This window comes from Bacillus daqingensis, assembly GCF_042654445.1.
GTDB classification, from domain to species: domain Bacteria; phylum Bacillota; class Bacilli; order Bacillales; family Salisediminibacteriaceae; genus Alkalicoccus; species Alkalicoccus luteus.
Window position 1 is genome coordinate 161,318 of the sequence record NZ_JBHSGK010000003.1, and the last position, 17,606, is coordinate 178,923.

The 17,606-nt window shown below is 48.1% G+C and carries 19 protein-coding genes; 15 read left to right on the plus strand and 4 right to left on the minus strand.

Annotated features, from left to right (window positions below):
• Positions 1-94: 94 nt before the first annotated feature.
• The gene (fabI, locus tag ACFO4L_RS02030) at positions 95-871 is read left to right on the plus strand and encodes an enoyl-ACP reductase FabI (protein ID WP_377907980.1); all 777 of its coding nucleotides are present in this window, start codon (positions 95-97) and stop codon (positions 869-871) included.
• Between the two features lie 885 nt (positions 872-1,756).
• Complete coding sequence (locus ACFO4L_RS02035; protein WP_377907981.1) at positions 1,757-2,074, plus strand: hypothetical protein; 318 nt, start codon at positions 1,757-1,759, stop codon at positions 2,072-2,074.
• Between the two features lie 64 nt (positions 2,075-2,138).
• Here ACFO4L_RS02035 and ACFO4L_RS02040 read toward each other — a convergent pair whose 3' ends face one another.
• Positions 2,139-3,515, minus strand: coding sequence for an MFS transporter (locus ACFO4L_RS02040; protein WP_377907982.1), 1,377 nt, complete (start codon positions 3,513-3,515; stop codon positions 2,139-2,141).
• 176 nt (positions 3,516-3,691) lie between these two features.
• Between ACFO4L_RS02040 and ACFO4L_RS02045 the strand changes: the two genes are divergently transcribed.
• Both ACFO4L_RS02045 and ACFO4L_RS02050 read left to right on the plus strand, forming a co-directional pair.
• Positions 3,692-4,243: an NADPH-dependent FMN reductase gene (locus tag ACFO4L_RS02045; protein ID WP_377907983.1), complete on the plus strand. Its 552-nt coding sequence runs from the start codon at positions 3,692-3,694 to the stop codon at positions 4,241-4,243.
• A 77-nt stretch (positions 4,244-4,320) separates the two neighbouring features.
• Positions 4,321-4,563 (plus strand): hypothetical protein, encoded by a 243-nt coding sequence (locus ACFO4L_RS02050; protein ID WP_377907984.1) that lies wholly within the window; start codon positions 4,321-4,323, stop codon positions 4,561-4,563.
• Here the strand turns inward: ACFO4L_RS02050 and ACFO4L_RS02055 are convergent.
• Positions 4,551-4,676, minus strand: a complete 126-nt coding sequence (locus ACFO4L_RS02055; RefSeq protein ID WP_377907985.1) for a hypothetical protein — start codon at positions 4,674-4,676, stop codon at positions 4,551-4,553. The two genes, ACFO4L_RS02050 and ACFO4L_RS02055, sit on opposite strands and share 13 nt — an antisense overlap.
• A gap of 208 nt (positions 4,677-4,884) precedes the next feature.
• On the opposite strand from ACFO4L_RS02055, the gene ACFO4L_RS02060 reads away from it, so the two are divergent.
• From ACFO4L_RS02060 to ACFO4L_RS02090, 7 genes are all read left to right on the plus strand, one after another.
• A complete protein-coding gene (locus tag ACFO4L_RS02060) occupies positions 4,885-5,193 on the plus strand; it encodes a hypothetical protein (RefSeq protein WP_377907986.1) in 309 nt (102 codons plus the stop codon).
• Entirely contained in the window at positions 5,190-6,152 is a 963-nt protein-coding gene (gene phnD / locus ACFO4L_RS02065; protein WP_377907987.1) for a phosphate/phosphite/phosphonate ABC transporter substrate-binding protein, read from the plus strand. The genes ACFO4L_RS02060 and phnD overlap by 4 nt, the downstream gene beginning before the upstream one ends.
• Before the next feature lie 13 nt (positions 6,153-6,165).
• Positions 6,166-6,927, plus strand: a complete 762-nt coding sequence (gene phnE, locus ACFO4L_RS02070) for a phosphonate ABC transporter, permease protein PhnE (protein ID WP_377907988.1) — start codon at positions 6,166-6,168, stop codon at positions 6,925-6,927.
• A 14-nt stretch (positions 6,928-6,941) separates the two neighbouring features.
• The gene (phnC, locus tag ACFO4L_RS02075) at positions 6,942-7,676 is read left to right on the plus strand and encodes a phosphonate ABC transporter ATP-binding protein (RefSeq protein ID WP_377907989.1); all 735 of its coding nucleotides are present in this window, start codon (positions 6,942-6,944) and stop codon (positions 7,674-7,676) included.
• Between the two features lie 282 nt (positions 7,677-7,958).
• Complete coding sequence (locus ACFO4L_RS02080) at positions 7,959-9,473, plus strand: HD domain-containing phosphohydrolase (protein ID WP_377907990.1); 1,515 nt, start codon at positions 7,959-7,961, stop codon at positions 9,471-9,473.
• Positions 9,474-9,535: 62 nt separating this feature from the next.
• Entirely contained in the window at positions 9,536-11,806 is a 2,271-nt protein-coding gene (locus tag ACFO4L_RS02085; protein WP_377907991.1) for a putative bifunctional diguanylate cyclase/phosphodiesterase, read from the plus strand.
• Positions 11,772-12,272 carry a GNAT family N-acetyltransferase gene (locus ACFO4L_RS02090; RefSeq protein ID WP_377907992.1) on the plus strand — a complete coding sequence of 167 codons (501 nt, stop codon included), beginning with the start codon at positions 11,772-11,774 and terminating at the stop codon, positions 12,270-12,272. The genes ACFO4L_RS02085 and ACFO4L_RS02090 overlap by 35 nt, the downstream gene beginning before the upstream one ends.
• Positions 12,273-12,369: 97 nt before the next feature.
• On the opposite strand, the gene ACFO4L_RS02095 is transcribed toward ACFO4L_RS02090, so the two are convergent.
• Both ACFO4L_RS02095 and rarD read right to left on the minus strand, forming a co-directional pair.
• Entirely contained in the window at positions 12,370-12,711 is a 342-nt protein-coding gene (locus ACFO4L_RS02095) for a DUF4870 domain-containing protein (RefSeq protein ID WP_377907993.1), read from the minus strand.
• Positions 12,712-12,744: 33 nt separating this feature from the next.
• Positions 12,745-13,641, minus strand: a complete 897-nt coding sequence (gene rarD, locus ACFO4L_RS02100; protein WP_377907994.1) for an EamA family transporter RarD — start codon at positions 13,639-13,641, stop codon at positions 12,745-12,747.
• 171 nt (positions 13,642-13,812) lie between these two features.
• Here rarD and ACFO4L_RS02105 point away from each other — a divergent pair, with 171 nt between their 5' ends.
• The 4 genes from ACFO4L_RS02105 (at position 13,813) to ACFO4L_RS02120 (ending at position 17,476) form a co-directional block, all read left to right on the plus strand.
• Complete coding sequence (locus ACFO4L_RS02105; RefSeq protein ID WP_377907995.1) at positions 13,813-14,790, plus strand: zinc-binding dehydrogenase; 978 nt, start codon at positions 13,813-13,815, stop codon at positions 14,788-14,790.
• A 263-nt stretch (positions 14,791-15,053) separates the two neighbouring features.
• A complete protein-coding gene (locus ACFO4L_RS02110; RefSeq protein WP_377907996.1) occupies positions 15,054-16,751 on the plus strand; it encodes a SulP family inorganic anion transporter in 1,698 nt (565 codons plus the stop codon).
• Positions 16,752-16,811: 60 nt separating this feature from the next.
• Entirely contained in the window at positions 16,812-17,198 is a 387-nt protein-coding gene (locus ACFO4L_RS02115; RefSeq protein ID WP_377907997.1) for a DUF302 domain-containing protein, read from the plus strand.
• A 17-nt stretch (positions 17,199-17,215) separates the two neighbouring features.
• Positions 17,216-17,476, plus strand: coding sequence for a metal-sensitive transcriptional regulator (locus ACFO4L_RS02120; RefSeq protein ID WP_168008925.1), 261 nt, complete (start codon positions 17,216-17,218; stop codon positions 17,474-17,476).
• Positions 17,477-17,606: the final 130 nt, after the last annotated feature.

Consider the following 17,606-nt stretch of genomic DNA (forward strand, 5'->3'; position numbering starts at 1 on the left):
AATTATAGCATGAAAGAATTGACGGGAGGAAAGCAGTACGCTAAAATTAGGACCAGATACTAACAGTTGTGCAAATAAGGGAGGAACCATCATCATGCAAATCGATCTTTCAAATAGAACCTACGTCGTAATGGGCGTGGCGAATAAACGAAGCATTGCTTGGGGAATCGCACGGGCATTGGATCAGGCTGGAGCATCTCTCGTATTTACATACGTCGGAGAACGATTTGAGAAAACAGTTCAAGGGTTGGCGGATACGCTTGAGGGGGACCACTATGTCCTGCCATGCGACGTGACCAGCGATGAAGATTTAGAAAAAGCATTCCATCAAATCGGGGAAAAATCAGGTGCGATTCATGGGATCGCGCACTGTGTGGCGTTTGCCAACAAAGAAGAACTGGAAGGCGAATATTTAAACACGACGCGGGACGGCTTTCTTCTGGCGCAGAATATCAGCGCATATTCCCTCACGGCTGCTGTAAAAGCCGCGAGACCATTTTTGGCCGAGGATGCAAGTATCGTAACGCTGACGTATCTCGGTGGAGAGCGCTACGTGAAAAACTACAACGTCATGGGTGTAGCAAAAGCGAGTCTGGATGCGAGTGTAAAATACCTGGCTCACGATCTGGGCAAGGACGGCGTTCGTGTCAATGCAATCTCGGCAGGACCAATCCGTACACTCTCTGCGAAAGGAATCGGCGGCTTTAACGAAGTACTAAAGGAGATGGAAGACCATGCCCCTCTTAAGCGCACGGTATCCCAAGAGGAAGTGGGCAGTACAGCTCTGTTTCTAATGAGCGGGCTGGCCTCCGGAATTACAGGAGAAATGCTGCACGTCGACGGAGGTTACCACACGATCGGACTAACGTAACAGCAGACAGATCGTTAAGCAAATAGAACCGCTCTGATTATAGATCAGGGCGGTCAGGGTGTCGATAAAGTGTTTTTAGGTGAATAACGTTGCATCTGCCTGTATCTGCAGACGCTCGCTCTCCGGAGGGAGCGGGCTCGGCTTTCCCTTCTTCCGTCGGAAGCGCTGGATCTTCACCTCGTTCTGATCCTCCTGGAGTTGAGGCCCTCCGATGCCGGCAGCTGATAGCATGTTTCACGTGCCTGGTTATGACTGCAAGATATAGTTCTATACGGATAGAACCTTCCCGATGAAACGTTTCGATGTTGCATAGAGATGCCACTACGTCATCGAATTCACGATAAACGTATGATAAGCAGTCGCGTTAGCCTGTCGTGACGTTGTTCTCTAAGAAGCATAGCCGTTTCCCAGATGTGTCCGACGGAGGCGCAACTAGCAGTCTGAAGATGCCGTGCCGTTCAGTTCTGCGAACGGCATCAACGCACGAGCGGAGTCTGACTGGCTTTTGAAAGCATCTCGTGAGAAGCCTGAGTCCGAGTGAAGCCTCATTGCCGTTCGAACTTGAACGGCATGACAAGCGCGAGCGGAGCCGGACCGGCTCTTGAAGGCTTCTTGTTAGAAGCCTGTGTACGAGTGAAGCCGCGCCATCCTCCCGCGTCATTCTCCCTGCAAAAAGGGATCACGCTGAAAAATAGCTGAAGGCAAGTCCACGGCAGGCTCGGTAAGCGGAAGGGAAATACCACCAAATGAATCAACATATAAGCTAATTGACTTTGTCTACAGTCTCACCGCTCTGAGTATACATCAGGGCGGTTTTTTGACGTGCACATAGGTTTCTTTTTAGAGAATGCTGGGAATACGTAAGTAAGGAGAAGGGGTGATATCATGGGTTATATTCCACTTGTACGGGATGAACAGCCGATGAATTACGCAGCAAGACAGGTTCTCCAGAAGCCGCAGCAGCTGACGGTGGACGGCATCCCGCGAGTCGCATTTCAAGACGTAATGGAACATCGCAATCCGTATGGCAGCTATTTTCAAAGGTATGAACGAATTGCCGCGCACAAACTGCGTGCCGGTGCCGGCAATCGCACGCCTTCCGCGACAGCGGAGCGGTCGATTAAAGAACGGAAATTGGAAGCTGCCAAACGGCACGAGGCAGAGCTGCTTCGTAAAGGTACGACATTCGATGCCTCTGTCTGACAGCTGGTTATATAAGTGCGAAGAGGATTCAGGTGGCATCCATGATGCACGCTGAATCCTCTTTCTATAGAGCGGGTCGCTCTCGTTTACGAAACTGCCTCGTGAACAACAGCAGGGCACCGACTGCTGTAAGACTGATTGCTAAAAACAAATTGGAGTAAAGTGCCAGCCCATCATATATTGCAATAGGGTTCAGCTGCAAAGAGGTTTCCTGTAAATCGAGAAACGCCCCGAATATAGCACTGGAGACAGCCCCTGAAAGAAAGTTCATCAAGTTGAACATCCCGATCCCGACACCGGTCTTTTCTTTCGGTACAAGCTCTGTTAACAAATTCGCAGTGGAGCTTTGAATAAGCGGAAATGCGACATACTGAACAAGAATACATAGCGCCAGCAGAAACGGCGGAATACCGATAAAGATCGAAATCAGCAGGCTGCCTGCAACAGCCAGCAGGAAGGCAAGCTGCAAGACTGGAAAACTTCCTCTTGACTCAACAAGCCTTCCGCCCCGCTGACCAATGACAGCTGCCCCGAGAGCGCCAGGGAAAAGCAGAAGACCAATCTCGATTGTCGAAAGCCCGTAAACAGCTCTTGCCATAATCGGAACGATAAAAATCATGCCGAACATTACGCTCGTACCTAGAAAACTTGTCATTACGGCCGTCGTGTAATACTTATCCTTCAGCATCGACGGATCAATAAAAGGAGCAGGATGCCTCCTAATGTGCAGAATAAATAACAACATTGCCAAGGCAAAAAAGGCGAGCCCTGTCAGGCTGAAAGCCGTAATAAAAAAGAGAAGTCCCGCTACAGCTGACGCAATCAGCAGTGCACCGATGAAATCAATACGGCCCGAACGGGTTTCTTCATCCGGGATCCACTTTCTTAAAAAAGGCAGCGTCAAAAGCGAAAGAATGGACAAGATGAATAAATAGCGCCAGTCAAAAGCTCCGCCAATCAAGCCTCCGGTGATTGGTCCAAGACCGGAAGCAAATGCTACCGTAGCGGACACGGTTCCAAAAACGCGGCCGCGTTCCTTCGGCATAAATCGAGCAGGGATAATAAACGCGAGGGCGGGAATCGTAGCACCGCCAGTTGCCTGAATGATTCGAGCGGCAAGCAGCATGGCATAGTTCTGAGAAAATAAACCGAGTGTAGCACCGGCAGCAAATAAAATAATACCGACTGTTAAAATTCGTTTAATTGGAAACATATCCGCAAGCTTTCCGTACATCAGTGCGCCAACTGCAAAGACCAGAATGTACCCGGTCATGACCCAGGTCACCTGAGAGGGGAGCAGCTGGAAATCTTCGGCAATATCAGGGATCGCGACGTTAAACATCGTTCCATTCATAACGGTGAATGTTAAAATGACACAGAGCATGACAACGAGCCGGTTTTTCTGGCTGCGCGTCAGCTCTGCAGGGGTTTGATCAGTCATAGTGGTTCCTCCAACAGCTCTTTTCCAGGAATGCTGTGTAATTAATGCGTAAGGTTTGTATAAAGAGGGTATAGAAATTCGAGCAAGGTTATTATTTCGAGACCAAAAACAATTACGTTCATATCTTACGTCTGAAGGATGAACCTGTCAATCAATCAAATGAGGGAGTGTCGATTATGACAAAGAAAATCGCCGCGTTCTGCGGTAGTCTGCGTAAAGAGTCATTCAACAAGCAAGTACTGGAAACCATGGTGGAGCGAGCGCCGTCTCACTTTGACGTATCGGTCCTATCAATTGAGGAGATACCGCTGTACAATGCGGATATCGAATCGGAGGGAGTGCCGGACCCGGTACAATCATTTAAGGATCAGTTGAAGCAGGCAGACGGTATCTGGATTGTGACGCCTGAGTATTCAGCCAGCATGCCTGGTGTGTTGAAAAATGTACTCGATTGGGCCGGCAGCATGACAGTTGAAAACGCATTGGACCAGAAGCCGGTCCTGATTGCTGGAGCATCACCAACACAGCAGGGAACAGCCTTTGCCCAGGCACATCTGCGCCAGACGCTTGCAGCCTGTAACGCATATCCAATGCAGCAGCCGCAGCTTTACATCGGCGGTGTTCCAAATAAGCTGAGCGGTGGAAAGGTGGACGACGAAAAAACGAATGAATTTCTCGAAAAGGCGATGAAGGCCTTCGACAACTGGATGGACACCTTTCAGAAATAAGAAGAGGGTTGCAGAACGAACGTTCGTGAGGTAAGCTAATCAGGGAAAGAAACTGAGAAAGAGGTGGCTGGTCCGTCATGAAGCTGCTTGACTGGAGCTACGGCCGCAGATATCAGATAAAGGCCGTTTTCTCCAAGTTTCCGAAATCAACCGTTATTTTTCGCTCTTTCCCTGCCTATTATTTCATTTATACGGTACGATGGTCAGAAGATGATCCCGTGGTAACGAGAGAAGATCTCGTTGAAATGGAGAAAATATTGAATGACATGCTCGGTCTTCTCGATAATTATGAGAATCGCCGGGCGATTCAATTAAGATAAAACGTACCGATCAAAAAACCGATTAGAAATGTTACAAAAAACATCGTCACACCTGCAGCGACGACAACGAGCGTTTTCTGTTTGGTAGTCAATTCCGCAAATTTATTCAGCAATAAACGTTACCTGCCTTTCTGTCTTTTGCAGGGCAGCGCGTCTGCCGATCAGCAGACGCGCTTTTTTTATCCCTGCTTTCATAATCAGTTTACCGGCCTGGCGCATTGTCGCGCAAGTCTCTTTCAAAGTGAATAAAGTGTTATCCTTTGTTTTCCACTTCTGTTTCGGCTAAGATAGAGACCGGATGCTAATTTTGGAGGTGGAACCATGTCCTCTTACTCAGATAAGGAAAAACACATTATTGAATCTTTTCAGCAGGATGAGCTGATGATGGCCCATGTTTTTGCCCAGTGGTGCGTCAACAATGAGCTGGATCCTGCTCACGTCTATAAAGAAGCATATGGCACAGCTGACAGTGACGTACTTAAACAGGCAATAGCTCTCACGGTATCTAAAGAAGAAGCTGGAGAGATTGCCACATCGACATTATTAAACGTGTTAAGTCTTTACAACAACGACGCACTCGCAGAACGAGTCGTCCATTATGATAAGGAGAAAGGACCAAAAAAAACATGAAAAAAACATTATTTATGGTGACTGCTTCTGCATTAGTGCTGGCTGCATGCGGGGCAGATGAAAATGACAACGCGACCGGCGGGAGTGAAGCAGGGGATGAAGACGTCTTTGAAGTAGCCGTCATCCCATCCCAGTCTATCGGCGAAATGGAAGAAGGGTTGAACCTGCTGGAGGAACACCTGGCAGAAACATTGGATGAAGAAGTGGAAGTTACGCACTATCCAAGCTATAACGCCGTAGTGGAAGCAATCAACTTTGGACATGTCGATCTGGCTTACTTCGGTCCTGTTACGTACCTGATTGCGTTCGAGCAAAGCGGTGCAGAAGCGATCCTGACGCAGACGATCGATGGAGACCCGTATTACTATTCCTATATGATTACGCAGCCGGATGCGCCGTGGGACAGCTTGGATGACCTTCTCGCAGATGTGGAAGATATTCAGTTTGCATTTGGCAGCCAGTCCTCCACGTCCGGATTTGCTATTCCTGCATATGAGCTTTTGCAGCAAGGAGTGTATGAGAGCGAAAGCACATACGAATTTGAAAGCGTGCAGTTTACCGGCTCTCATGACATTACAGCTGACGCAGTAGCGAGCGGTTCTGTCGATGCAGGTGCTATTGACAGTGCAATTTTCCAGGCATTGATCAACGATGGGTTGATCGATGAAGATGACTACAAAATTATTTGGGAATCAGAGCAGCTCTATCAGTATCCTTGGGCCGTTCCAGATGGTACAAGCGATGAACGCATCAGTGAAATACAGGAAGCATTCATGGCTGTGGACGATGAGCAGATTCTGCAGATTTTTGGAGGGGCGGATGCTTTTGTAGAAGCTTCTCCAGATGAATACGAAGTTGTTTTAGAAGCAGCACGTGCGTTTGATCTGCTGGAACCTGAGGAAGAAGATGAGGAAGACGAAGAAGAAAACAACGGCGCTGACGAGGCTGAAAACGAATAAAGGAAGGTAGCCGATGGTTTGGTTTCGTAAACGCATGCTCATTTATGCGGGGATTATCCTCGTACTTTTAATACTAAGCGGGAGGGGCTCGGATTTTTCTATTACCGGGCTCTTTCAGCTTGGAAACACATGGGAAATGCTCTCAGACCGGTTTTTTCCGCCGCGCTGGGATCTTGTTCCTTACTTGCTGCAGCAATCTCTGATTACGCTCTCCATTGCGTTTTTCGGGACGCTGACTGCCTTGTTAGTAGCGCTGCCGATCAGCTTTCTGGCTGCTGAGAATACGTCTGGCTCTGCTCCCGGCTTTTACCTTGTGCGCTCCCTGCTCAGCGTATTCCGTTCCGTACCAGAAATCGTTTTTGGCCTGATTTTTGTTGTTTCATTGGGGTTGGGTCCATTTGCCGCCCTTCTGGCAATTTTTCTGCACAACGTTTCTGTACTTGGCAAGTTGATTGCAGAGCTTGTCGAGTCTTCCGATAAAGGGCCGCAGGAGGCGATGAGCTCCGTTGGTGCCGGCAGAAGAACCGGCCAGCTGTTCTCGATCATTCCTCAGATTTGGCCAAACGTGCTGTCTCATTATTTTTACCGGTTTGAAGTGGCAATCCGGACGTCTCTCGTACTCGGGATGATCGGCGGGGGCGGACTCGGTCAAAGTCTCATGAACTATTACAACAGCCTGGCCTATACGTCGATGGCGACCGCGATTATCATTATTATGGTGCTCGTTATTATCGTGGATGTCAGCGGCGGAATTGTTCGCAAGCGGGTGATTTGAGGAGATGAACGACTATGCTGGATTTTAACAACGTAACCGTCCGCTATGACGAAGCAGATGATCCTGCCGTCGATGGACTGACGATGCAAATTGCAAAAGGGGAGTTCGTCTGCGTGCTCGGTCGAAGCGGCGCCGGTAAGTCGACATTCATCCGTACGATAAACGGCCTGCAGTCCCTTACAGATGGATCTGTTACGGCGCTTGGGTATGAACTGATGGGACTGGATCAAAAAAAACTGCGCCAGCTCCGCTCGGAGATTGGCATGATTTTTCAGCACTTTCACCTCATTCCAAGAATGACGGTTCGTCAAAACGTGTATACAGGCAGGTTCGGCAAACGAAGCGCTTACCGTAATTACTTGGGATTGTTTTCAGATGAAGAAAAGCAGCTGACGGAGTATTTTTTAAATGAGGTCGGATTGCTTCCATATGCAGACCGCAGGGTAGAGCGATTAAGCGGAGGTCAGAAGCAGCGGGTAGGCATCGCCCGTGCGATGGTACAGGAGCCGTCGATTTTACTTGGAGATGAACCGGTGGCGAGTCTGGACCCAACGACATCAGATCATATTTTTCAGCTGCTGCGGCAGCTGCATGATGAAAAAGAGCTGACGACTGTCATTAATGTGCATGACGTGGAGCTTGCAAAAAAATATGCCTCACGGATCATAGGACTGAAGCAGGGGAGACTCGTATTTGATGGATCGCCAGCTGATATGTCCAACGCTGATCTCGATGATATTTATGAGTAGTCAAAAAGCCCGAGCAGCAGTGTCGCCTAATGAAACGCCTCTCAAATAACATAGCAAAGCTGATCAGGAGGCTTGCGATACCTGCTTCATGAAAAAAGATCCCTTTCACCAGGGGTCTTTTTTGTATTTGTTGATCGTCATATATGAAGCATACTGCTTTTACCTTGAAGCCTGTTTAGCCCGTTCCACTCAATCAAGCCGATGAAATTATAGTTCCGATCGGTTTTGAATTGGCGTATACTGAATAGTAGCACAATTAGGTAAGAGGAAGGGGGCGAAACGATGGAGGAAATGAGAAAACTTTTTATCAAACAAGCATGGAGAAGCTATGTCATCGGTTCAACGGCAGCTCTTTTTTGCGCCGTGAGCCTGATTGTCTTCCACACGTCCCGACTGAGTGCGGGCGAGCTGTATATCGTGCTGCTCATTCTTTCCGTTTCGATCCCTGTCATGCTTCTTGCTGAATGGTACGCATTTAAGCGGGACACGACTTCGCTGCGCAAACTGACGTTTGAATCAACTCCGGAGGCATGGCAGGCAGCAGCGAAAGAAACATTGTATTTTCCGATTGCCTGCGTTAAACGCGTCATGCTCCCGCACTTTATAGGCATAAGTCTGCCGGCTGCTTCACTGACGTGGATGGCGATTCTCATGGATTTGCTTACGTTTTCACCGCTCTATATCCTCCTTGCAGTGATTGCAGGGCTCTTAATTGCTGGATTGCATGCGATGATAGAGTTTTTTTTAGTTTATCCGCTGAGCGTTAAACTGGCTGCGGTTTTACATGAACAGGCTCCAGTTCCTTCATCGATTGTTCACGATCGCTCTTTATTTGTCACCTCCTTCCGCCGTAAACTGATTGCCAGTCTGGTATTTACATCTGCCTTTCCGGTATTAATGCTGCTGCTATCGCTTCAGGTCAGACGCATGAGCGGTGTGACTGAATCAATAATCGAGTTTTGGACGTGGGCCTCTGTTCTCGTTCTCATCACTGCAGGTACAGCCTGGGCTGGAGCCTGGCTGCTCTACCGCCATCTCCTGACTCCGCTCTCAAAGCTCCATGAAGGGTTTCGTCGGGTAAAAGAAGGGGACTGGGCGCCGGTGCAATCATTGTTCGGGGATGAATTTGATGAACTCTCCAATGGATTCAATGCGATGATCAGCGGGCTGGAGCGCCGGGAGAAACGAAACCGTGAACTGCTGCAAAACGTGTTTTCGTTCTTTGCGGCAGCGCTTGATGCTAGAGATGAATACACGGCAGGCCATTCAAGGAGAGTAGCCTCTTATGCAGTTTCCATTGCGAAGGAAGCGGGATTTTCAGAGAGTGAGCAGGATCTGGTTTACAAAGCCGGACTGCTGCATGACGTGGGAAAGATCGGTGTTCCGGATGCTATATTGCTGAAAAAAGGCAAGCTGACAGAGGCCGAATTTGCTGCGATGAAGAAGCATCCTGAAATCGGGGAGCAAATGCTCATTGAAGCGAATCTGCCTGCTGAATGGATTGGCGTTCTGCCAGGCGTCAGGCATCATCACGAGCGCATGGATGGAACCGGCTATCCTGATGGACTGCAGGGAATGGAAATACCGATACTCGGCAGACTGCTCGCCGTTGCGGATTCGTTTGATGCAATGACATCAGACCGGCCTTATGTGAAAGGGATATCCGTTCAGCAGGCCCTCCTTGCCATTGAAGAGGGGAAGGGGCGTCAGTTTGATCCGAGGTTTGCAGACGCATTTCTGCACGTGATGAAATCCGCAAGCAAAGATAAAGGAATCCCGCTTGAGGCTGTCGAATAAATCAGAAATAGGAGGGGATTGGTCTGCGGTATTCAGAAGACATCCAGCATACGCTGACTTCCATGAAGCAGCGCGTATTGACTATCACCTCTTTAACCATTGCCGGACTTGGTATGTTATTTCTTGCAGCCAATTTCTTAAACGAACAATCATTAGGAAATATCAGTGTCACCTTGCTTGTCATTCCGGTATACGGTGCCGTAGTGGCTGCGCTTTTAGCCCGCAACCGGATAAACAGCAGTCTTCACAGCTATATTAATATTGGCGCTGTTTATGTGACGGGCATGTTAAGTGCTCATTTTTACGGCATGATTGGACCTGGGATGATGTTTTTTCTGGCATCCGGTTTTATGGCGACTATTCTGTTATCGAGGCGTCATGCCTATGTGCTGATCGGACTCAATCTTGTTACAGCTGCAGGTTATTACTATGTATGGACAACCGGATTTTTGACGTTTGGATTTGATGTAGCCGAATACGCGTCATCAACAGAAACGTTTATTTCCCGTGTCATGATGCTGGCATTTTTTGCAGGGCTGCTTTTTATTAACCAGCATCAGATCGTCGACTATTTGATGGGAACGCTGAAGGAAGTCGGGCAGACGCACCGCAAACTGGATGACCAATACAGGGAGACGGAATCAGCGCGCAAAAAACTGGAGCTCAGCGAGCAGAAATATCGTCTGCTTATTGATCATACAGATGATTTCATTTACAGTTTAACGCCTGAAGGAGACATCATTTCCATCAATCCGCTAATGGAAAAAGCGATGAATCTGGTGGAGACTGATATAGCCGGCACCTCAATGTTTCATTATTTGCCAAATAAGGAACATTCTCTGAAACTGGAAAAAGCGCTGTCGGATATTCGCGAGGGCAAGCCTTCTTCTGTCTATGTTGTTATGACAGAACAAGCTGGTGCGAGGCATGTTACGCTTACGCCGGTAACAGACACGGATGGAACAATCAGTCTGGTAACAGGGCGGGCCAATGATGTTACGAAACTACTCGAAAAAGAGCGGGAGATTAAGCGACTTGCCTTTTCGGATCCATTAACAGGGCTCGGCAACCGCACGACAATGGAATACGAGGTCAAGCAGCGGCTGAAGCGAAACGAACATTTTGCTTTGTTGTACTTTGATCTCGACCGGTTTAAAAAGGTGAATGATACACTCGGGCACACAGCTGGAGATGATTTGTTGAAGCAGATAGCCAGACGCGTGGAAACAGTGCTGAAGAAAGGAGCGCATGCAGCCAGAGTAGGCGGCGATGAATTTGCAGTCATTATAGAAGGAAATGGGCTTAACAAAGCCGAAACAATAAGGAGCATTCTTCTGGAACCGGTGATCGTAAATGACATCGCGTTTTATACAGGAGCCAGCATCGGCCTCGTCTGTTCTCCTGATCATGGCACTGAGCTTGAACAGCTGCTGCAAAAGGCAGATGAAGCGATGTATCGCTCAAAAGCAGCTGGCGGCGGCAAGGTCAGCGTATACGATGATTCAATGAGGGAGGAAACAATGCTGCTCGTCAAGCGGGAACACGAGCTGCGCCAAGCGCTGCAGCGTAGTGAGCTGAAGCTGCATTATCAGCTGGTTATCCATGCTGCAACGGGGAAAGTGCGCGGGATGGAGGCTCTGCTCCGCTGGGAAAATGAATTGTTCCCGGGTACAGGACCTCAGGAGTTTATCCCAATATTAGAAGCGAATGGGCTTATCACAGAATTTGGTGAATGGGTGCTGGAGCATGCGTGCGTTTTTGCAGAATCGTGCACGACGGCCGATTGGCGGCCTGTCGTATCAGTGAATGTTTCACCTGTTCAAATGAAGCAGCCCGAATTTGTGGAAACCGTGCGGAGTATCTTGGGACGAAGCTGTTTGGCACCTGAGCAGCTGGAGCTTGAAATTACAGAAGGCACGATGATGGATACGTCCAGTAAAACGATTCAGACGCTGGAGCAGCTGCGCGACGCAAGAATCCGTACAGCCCTCGATGATTTCGGAACAGGCTACAGCTCCCTCAGCTACTTGCGCAAGCTTCCGATTGATACACTGAAGCTGGACAAATCGTTTTTAAAGGAAGAATCGACGAGTCGGGTTGGCAAGCACGTAACAGATGCGGTTATTTCCATGGCACATGCACTGCGCCTTGATGTAGTTGCAGAAGGTGTCGAAACAGCGTCTCAGGCAGCGGATTTGCAAAAGCGCGGTTGTGATTTCATGCAGGGCTACTGCTTTTCAGAGCCGCTTGATTCAGAGTCATTTAAAACGTGGGTTAAATTAGAAAGGAGTGCAGCTGATGTTTTGCAGAAGAGCAGTGAAAGAGGACATTAATGACATTCAGGATATCGCCGTTCAATCCTGGCACGATACGTACGAAGGACTCATTCCAAGAGAGATCCAGGATGCTTTTTTAAATAAAGCCTATTCCTATGAACGAATGGAGGAAAGGCTGGAGAAAAACAACGTGTTTGTTTGTGAGAAAGCCGGTCATGTCATTGGCTTTACGTCTTTTTTTCATGAATCTGATACGTCTGCCGAGGTTTCTGCTATTTATGTGCTGCCGGGAGCGCAGCGCGAAGGAGTCGGGTCAGCTCTGATGAAACACATATGGGCTCACATGCAAAACGTGGAAGAGCTTTACGTTGACGTAGAAGCAGGGAACGAAAAAGCCGAAAACTTTTATGCAATGCTCGGATTTACGCTGCAGCAGGAATTTGATGAGGTATTTGAAGGTCATACGATGCGAACAAAACGCCTTCGCCTTACGGCAGCAGAAGCCTGTCAGCAAGCAATTTGACGGCGCAACAAATCAGATATTCATCAAAAAGCCGGCCCTCCCCATGACGGAGAGCCGGCTTTACCCATGTTTCTGATACGTGACGGCCTTCGCTTACTTACATCTTCACGGATGGGATCAGGCGAAAAATAAGCGGAAAACGATATGTCTCTCCAGTAATTGCTTTGACGGCACCTATAATAGTAAGAATGATCAATGCGATTCCTAATACCGACAGAATGATCCATCCTATTAAAATAAGTGTAAGAATGCCGGCAATCACTGAATAAACGAAATAAGAGATAAATAAATTAAAATATTCCCGTCCATGATAATCAACAAACACAGAATCATTTTTTCGGATAATCCAGATTACGAGCGGGGCAATGATCGGAAAAAAGAAGCTCGTAATGTATATGAGTCCGGCTAAAAGCTTATCCTCCGATTTAACTTGATGCATACAGCATCCCTCCTTTCTGCTCTTATCCCCTAATCAAGCAGATTGTACACGTTTTACACGCGGCCGGATCGAATAGAGAAGCAGGGCCGTCCATATTAAGATAAATGCGGCTGCATCGATGAACGTGAATGGCTCTCCGTAAAAGAATACGCCGAGCAGAAGCATCGAAGTCGGAGCAATATACTGGAGAAACCCTAATAAAGAGAGGGGGATTTTTCTGGCGGCTGTTCCAAACAAAAGCAGCGGAACAGCTGTCGCAATCCCGGTTCCGGCTAAAAGCAGAAAGGCGTCTGAATCAGAGATATGAAAGGCTGACGCAATCGATTCATGAACGTACAGCAGATAAATCAGTGCAGCTGGCACAAGAAACAGCGTTTCAATGATCAGCCCGGTCATTGCACCAATCTGCGTTTGTTTTTTAACTAACCCGTACATGCCGAAACTCATCGCTAGAGCGAGCGCCACGTATGGGATCTGTCCGGCGCCAATTGTCACGATGAGCACACCGGTAAACGCGAGCGCAACGGCAGTTTGCTGTCTGGCAGAAAGGTTCTCTTTAAAAAACAAAACACCGAGAAGCACGTTAATCAGCGGATTTATGTAGTAGCCCAGGCTGACTTCAATGATTCTGTCCGCAGCAACCGCCCAGATAAAGAGGACCCAGTTGACGCTGATGAAGAAAGCACTCGTCAAAATGCCGACTGCAATTTTAGGGTGGGACACAATATACCGGATATCCTCTTTCAATAGAGATGTTTTTTTAAGAACGATAAATAACATGATCATAAACAACAATGACCAAATGATCCGGTGGGCAAGCACTTCTACGGCTGGAATTACTTCTAGCCATTTCCAATAGATGGGCAGCAGTCCCCACAGGGAGTAAGCGGCGATACCGGCAGAGACGCCAGACCGATGTTCGTTTGACATAACGACAACCTTCTCTCGACAATGCATTTAATCAGCTGACAAAACAATACTACGTTTCTAATGTACGCTTTTATACGAGAAAACTCAATCTGCGTGTGCTTATTGGTTGCAGGGGAGTGATCCTGCTACGTATACTGAAAAAGTATCAGCTCAAGACAGGAGGGATCATGCGTGAAAGCATTAGTACTGGAAGAAGCAGGCAAATGGGAAAGCATGAAGGTAGAAGAGCTGGATCGGCCGGTTCCTCAAGAGGGAGAGCTGCTTGTCCGCGTGAAGGCAGCAGGCTTGAATCCAGTGGACTACAAAACTGGAGAAAACGGATATCCGGGATGGACCTATCCGCACGTTCTCGGATTGGATACAGCTGGAGAAGTGGAAGAAACGGGACCTGGCACTGAAGGTTTCACAGCAGGAGATCCGGTGGTTGGTCTGAACAACATGGCCGAACGCGGCTCATTTGCAGAATTTACAATTTTAAAAGCTCATACTGCTGCGAAGCTCCCGTATAACGTAACGTATACAGACGCAGCTGCCCTGCCGGTAGCGGGATACACGGCATATCAGGCTCTGTTTGAAAAGCTTCGCGTACGTGAAGGAGAATCTATTTTAATTCATGCTGGTGCGGGCGGAGTTGGTTCCTTTGCGATCCAGCTCGCAAAGGACGCAGGTCTGACTGTTTATACCACGGCGAGAAGTGTCAACCATGACTACGTGAAAGAGCTGGGAGCAGATGCTGCTGTCGACTATTCCGAAGAGTCGTTTGTTGACCGAATTTTACAGGAGACAGGCGGTCTCGGTGTAGATCATGTATTCGATACTGTAGGCACAGAAAATGCAGATGCTTCACTTAACGCGCTGGCGTATAACGGCCATGTCGTATTTATTGCCGGCGCACCGCATATGGATGATGCAGTTGATTTCCAGCATCCTAAATCATTTCACCAGGTTGCGCTCGGAAGCGTCTATCAGGCGGGAAGCATACGTGATGAGAAAAAAATTGCAGCGATGGGGAGTACGATGCTGTCGATGTTAAGTAATGGCCGTCTGAAAATACCGGCTGTTGAAAAGGTACCGATGGTAGATGTTCCTAAAGCGCTGCAGCGCATGAAGGAGCGCCACGTACGAGGTAAACTGATCGCTGAATGGTAGGAAACGAATGTAGAGACTGCAAACGTGAAGCCTGACAGGTGTTGGCTGCAGGATGAAAGCTTGATTCGAATGAAAAACCCGTCCGGGGAGAACCCCGGGCGGGTTTTTGTAGCGAGCAGAAAGCCGGAAATAGGGAACATATGACTGCTGCCGTTCAGCGTCCCTCTGCTGCTTAGGAGTATTATACAAAATATTTCGACAAATTTCTGTGTAAAACTGTGTATATTTATAACTGGTTGACAATACATGTAGGGGTATGTAAAATGAAAGTACACACTAAATACCCTTATGGGTATATGAAAGAAGGGATTCCAGTTATGAAATCGTCCTGGCTTGATTGGATGAGACCTTATCATAAAGAGTATTTACAAGGAGATATCAGCTCCGGACTGATTGTGGCGGTTATGCTGATTCCTCAGGGAATGGCATATGCGATGCTTGCCGGCATGCCGCCCGTAACCGGTCTTTATGCTGCTGCGATTCCTATATTCATATACGCTATGATAGGCAGTTCCCGGCAGCTTGCAGTCGGTCCGGTAGCGGTTGTCTCGCTGCTCGTATTTGCCGGAGTGTCACCGCTCGCAGAGCCTGGCAGTTCCGAATACATGACACTTGCGGTGTTATTAATGCTGATGGTAGGAGTTATTCAGCTGCTGATGGGAGTTTTGCGGCTCGGCTTTATTACCAAGTTTTTCTCACATGCTGTTATCAGCGGCTTTACGTCTGCGGCAGCAATCGTGATAGCGTTCAGTCAGCTGAAACACATTGTAGGTCTTCCGCTTGAAAACAGCCAGCCAGCTGGTGCCGCAGCAGAGGCAGCGATGCAGCTATCGGCGTGGAATTGGACAGCCGTCGGTCTGGCAGCTGCCGGAGTAATCGTTATTCTCGCATCGAAACGATTTATCCCGCTCATTCCGGGTCCGCTGGCGGCTGTTCTTCTTGGAATTGGCACCGTGATTTGGTTTAATTTGGATGCTGCAGGGGTATCCATCATTGGAGAGGTACCCGGCGGACTGCCGGCATTTTCATTGCCTGCTGTAACAGGAGATGCCGTAATGGCACTGTTGCCAACGGCGCTCACGATCTCCTTTATCGGTTTTATGGAATCGTTCGCCATGGCAAAAGTGATCGCGGCTAAAGAAAAACAGTATGTTTCAGCTGACAGGGAGCTTTCCGGCCTGGGAGCTGCCAATATCGGAGGTTCGTTCTTTGGGGGCTTTCCGGTAACGGGAGGATTTTCACGATCCGCGGTCAATTACGATGCGGGTGCTAAAACCCCGCTTGCTTCCATTATTACAGCGGTGCTGCTGCTGCTGACACTGCAATTTTTCACTGGTGCATTTTACTATCTGCCAAATGCAATTCTCGCTTCTGTCATTATCGTAGCTGTTTATAAGCTGATTGATTGGAAGGAAGCAGTATCTCTTTTTAAGCTGCGCAAGGCAGATGGTGCAGTTTGGATGATCACCTTCGGAGCAACCTTGCTGATCGGTGTCGAGCAGGGGATCTTTATTGGTATTGGTATCTCCCTGCTGGTGTTTATTTGGAGCAGTGCTTATCCGCACACGGCAGCGCTAGGATGGCTGGAGGAGAGCAGGACTTACCGCAACGTGAAACGCTATCCGCACGCAGAGGAAAGAGAAGGAATCTTTATGCTCCGCATCGATGCACCTCTTTATTTTGCGAATGCGGCTTTTGTAGAAAGCAGAATCGAGGAGGGGCTCGTTGCAAGGCCGGAAACGACGGAAGTTATCCTGGATTTTTCCGGGGTGAATTCGATGGATGCTGTAGCCGTTCATGAACTCGAGCAGTGGGAGAAAATGCTGCAGGATCGGGGCATTACCTTGACGATCGTCGATATAAAAGGACCGGTTCGCGATATTCTTCGTAAAGCAGAATGGGAAGAAGATCGTCTGCAGATGACGCTTCAAAATAGGTACCGCACAACTCATATACGTTGACCAGATGCAGCCCGTCATGTACGATATACCCATAGATGTATAATCAAAGGAGGCAGACGCATGTTTCATACAACCTATTCATCCCCATATTCCGTCGATGAGACAGTTGAAAAGTTAACCGCTTCGTTTCAAGACGTACAATTTGGTGTGCTTTGGGATTTTGATGTTAAAGCAAAGCTCGACGAAAAAGAAGTCGGTCTTGATCACGAATTCCGCATTATGGAAGTCTGCAATCCAAAAATCGCCAAAAACGTATTAACAGAAACGATGCTGGCAGGTTATTTTCTTCCATGCAAAGTCGTTGTATATGATGATCATGGACAAACGAAAGTCGGCATGCCGAATCCGACTGCATTAATGGAGCTTGTTGGAGAGCCGCAGGTACTTGAAACAGCGAAAGACGTAGAACAACGCATGAGTGATGCGATGGAAGCCGCTGTAAAATAAAGAAAGAAGGGATTACGATGGAATACACTCCACAAATGAAAAATCGAATGAAACGGGTGGAAGGACAGGTCAAGGCTGTGCTTCGAATGATGGAAGAGGGGAAAGACTGCCGCGAGCTTGTTGGACAAATGTCTGCTGCCCGAAACGCAATGGACCGTGCAATCGGGGTTGTTGTCAGTTCTAATCTTGAACAGTGTGTACGCCAGCAGATTGAGAATGGCGAAGATTCTGAAGAGATGATTCAGGAAGCGGTTAATATGCTCGTGAAAACGAGATAGGTTTGCTTGTGAGCCCGCTTTAAAGGCGGGCTTCATAAAAAATGCTTAAAGGGTTGACTTGTAATACCTATAGGGGTATAATAGGAATCAAGCAGCCGGTTACCGGCTAAAAAATTTTGTAACTTAATAT

What these genes read in the sequence shown, in the direction of transcription:
- fabI (WP_377907980.1), top strand. Translation starts at nt 95, where the DNA reads ATGCAAATCGATCTTTCAAATAGAACCTACGTCGTAATGGGCGTGGCG.
- ACFO4L_RS02035 (WP_377907981.1), top strand. Translation starts at nt 1,757, where the DNA reads ATGGGTTATATTCCACTTGTACGGGATGAACAGCCGATGAATTACGCA.
- ACFO4L_RS02040 (WP_377907982.1), bottom strand. Translation starts at nt 3,515, where the DNA reads ATGACTGATCAAACCCCTGCAGAGCTGACGCGCAGCCAGAAAAACCGG.
- ACFO4L_RS02045 (WP_377907983.1), top strand. Translation starts at nt 3,692, where the DNA reads ATGACAAAGAAAATCGCCGCGTTCTGCGGTAGTCTGCGTAAAGAGTCA.
- ACFO4L_RS02050 (WP_377907984.1), top strand. Translation starts at nt 4,321, where the DNA reads ATGAAGCTGCTTGACTGGAGCTACGGCCGCAGATATCAGATAAAGGCC.
- ACFO4L_RS02060 (WP_377907986.1), top strand. Translation starts at nt 4,885, where the DNA reads ATGTCCTCTTACTCAGATAAGGAAAAACACATTATTGAATCTTTTCAG.
- phnD (WP_377907987.1), top strand. Translation starts at nt 5,190, where the DNA reads ATGAAAAAAACATTATTTATGGTGACTGCTTCTGCATTAGTGCTGGCT.
- phnE (WP_377907988.1), top strand. Translation starts at nt 6,166, where the DNA reads ATGGTTTGGTTTCGTAAACGCATGCTCATTTATGCGGGGATTATCCTC.
- phnC (WP_377907989.1), top strand. Translation starts at nt 6,942, where the DNA reads ATGCTGGATTTTAACAACGTAACCGTCCGCTATGACGAAGCAGATGAT.
- ACFO4L_RS02080 (WP_377907990.1), top strand. Translation starts at nt 7,959, where the DNA reads ATGGAGGAAATGAGAAAACTTTTTATCAAACAAGCATGGAGAAGCTAT.
- ACFO4L_RS02085 (WP_377907991.1), top strand. Translation starts at nt 9,536, where the DNA reads ATGAAGCAGCGCGTATTGACTATCACCTCTTTAACCATTGCCGGACTT.
- ACFO4L_RS02090 (WP_377907992.1), top strand. Translation starts at nt 11,772, where the DNA reads ATGTTTTGCAGAAGAGCAGTGAAAGAGGACATTAATGACATTCAGGAT.
- ACFO4L_RS02095 (WP_377907993.1), bottom strand. Translation starts at nt 12,711, where the DNA reads ATGCATCAAGTTAAATCGGAGGATAAGCTTTTAGCCGGACTCATATAC.
- rarD (WP_377907994.1), bottom strand. Translation starts at nt 13,641, where the DNA reads ATGTCAAACGAACATCGGTCTGGCGTCTCTGCCGGTATCGCCGCTTAC.
- ACFO4L_RS02110 (WP_377907996.1), top strand. Translation starts at nt 15,054, where the DNA reads ATGAAAGTACACACTAAATACCCTTATGGGTATATGAAAGAAGGGATT.
- ACFO4L_RS02115 (WP_377907997.1), top strand. Translation starts at nt 16,812, where the DNA reads ATGTTTCATACAACCTATTCATCCCCATATTCCGTCGATGAGACAGTT.
- ACFO4L_RS02120 (WP_168008925.1), top strand. Translation starts at nt 17,216, where the DNA reads ATGGAATACACTCCACAAATGAAAAATCGAATGAAACGGGTGGAAGGA.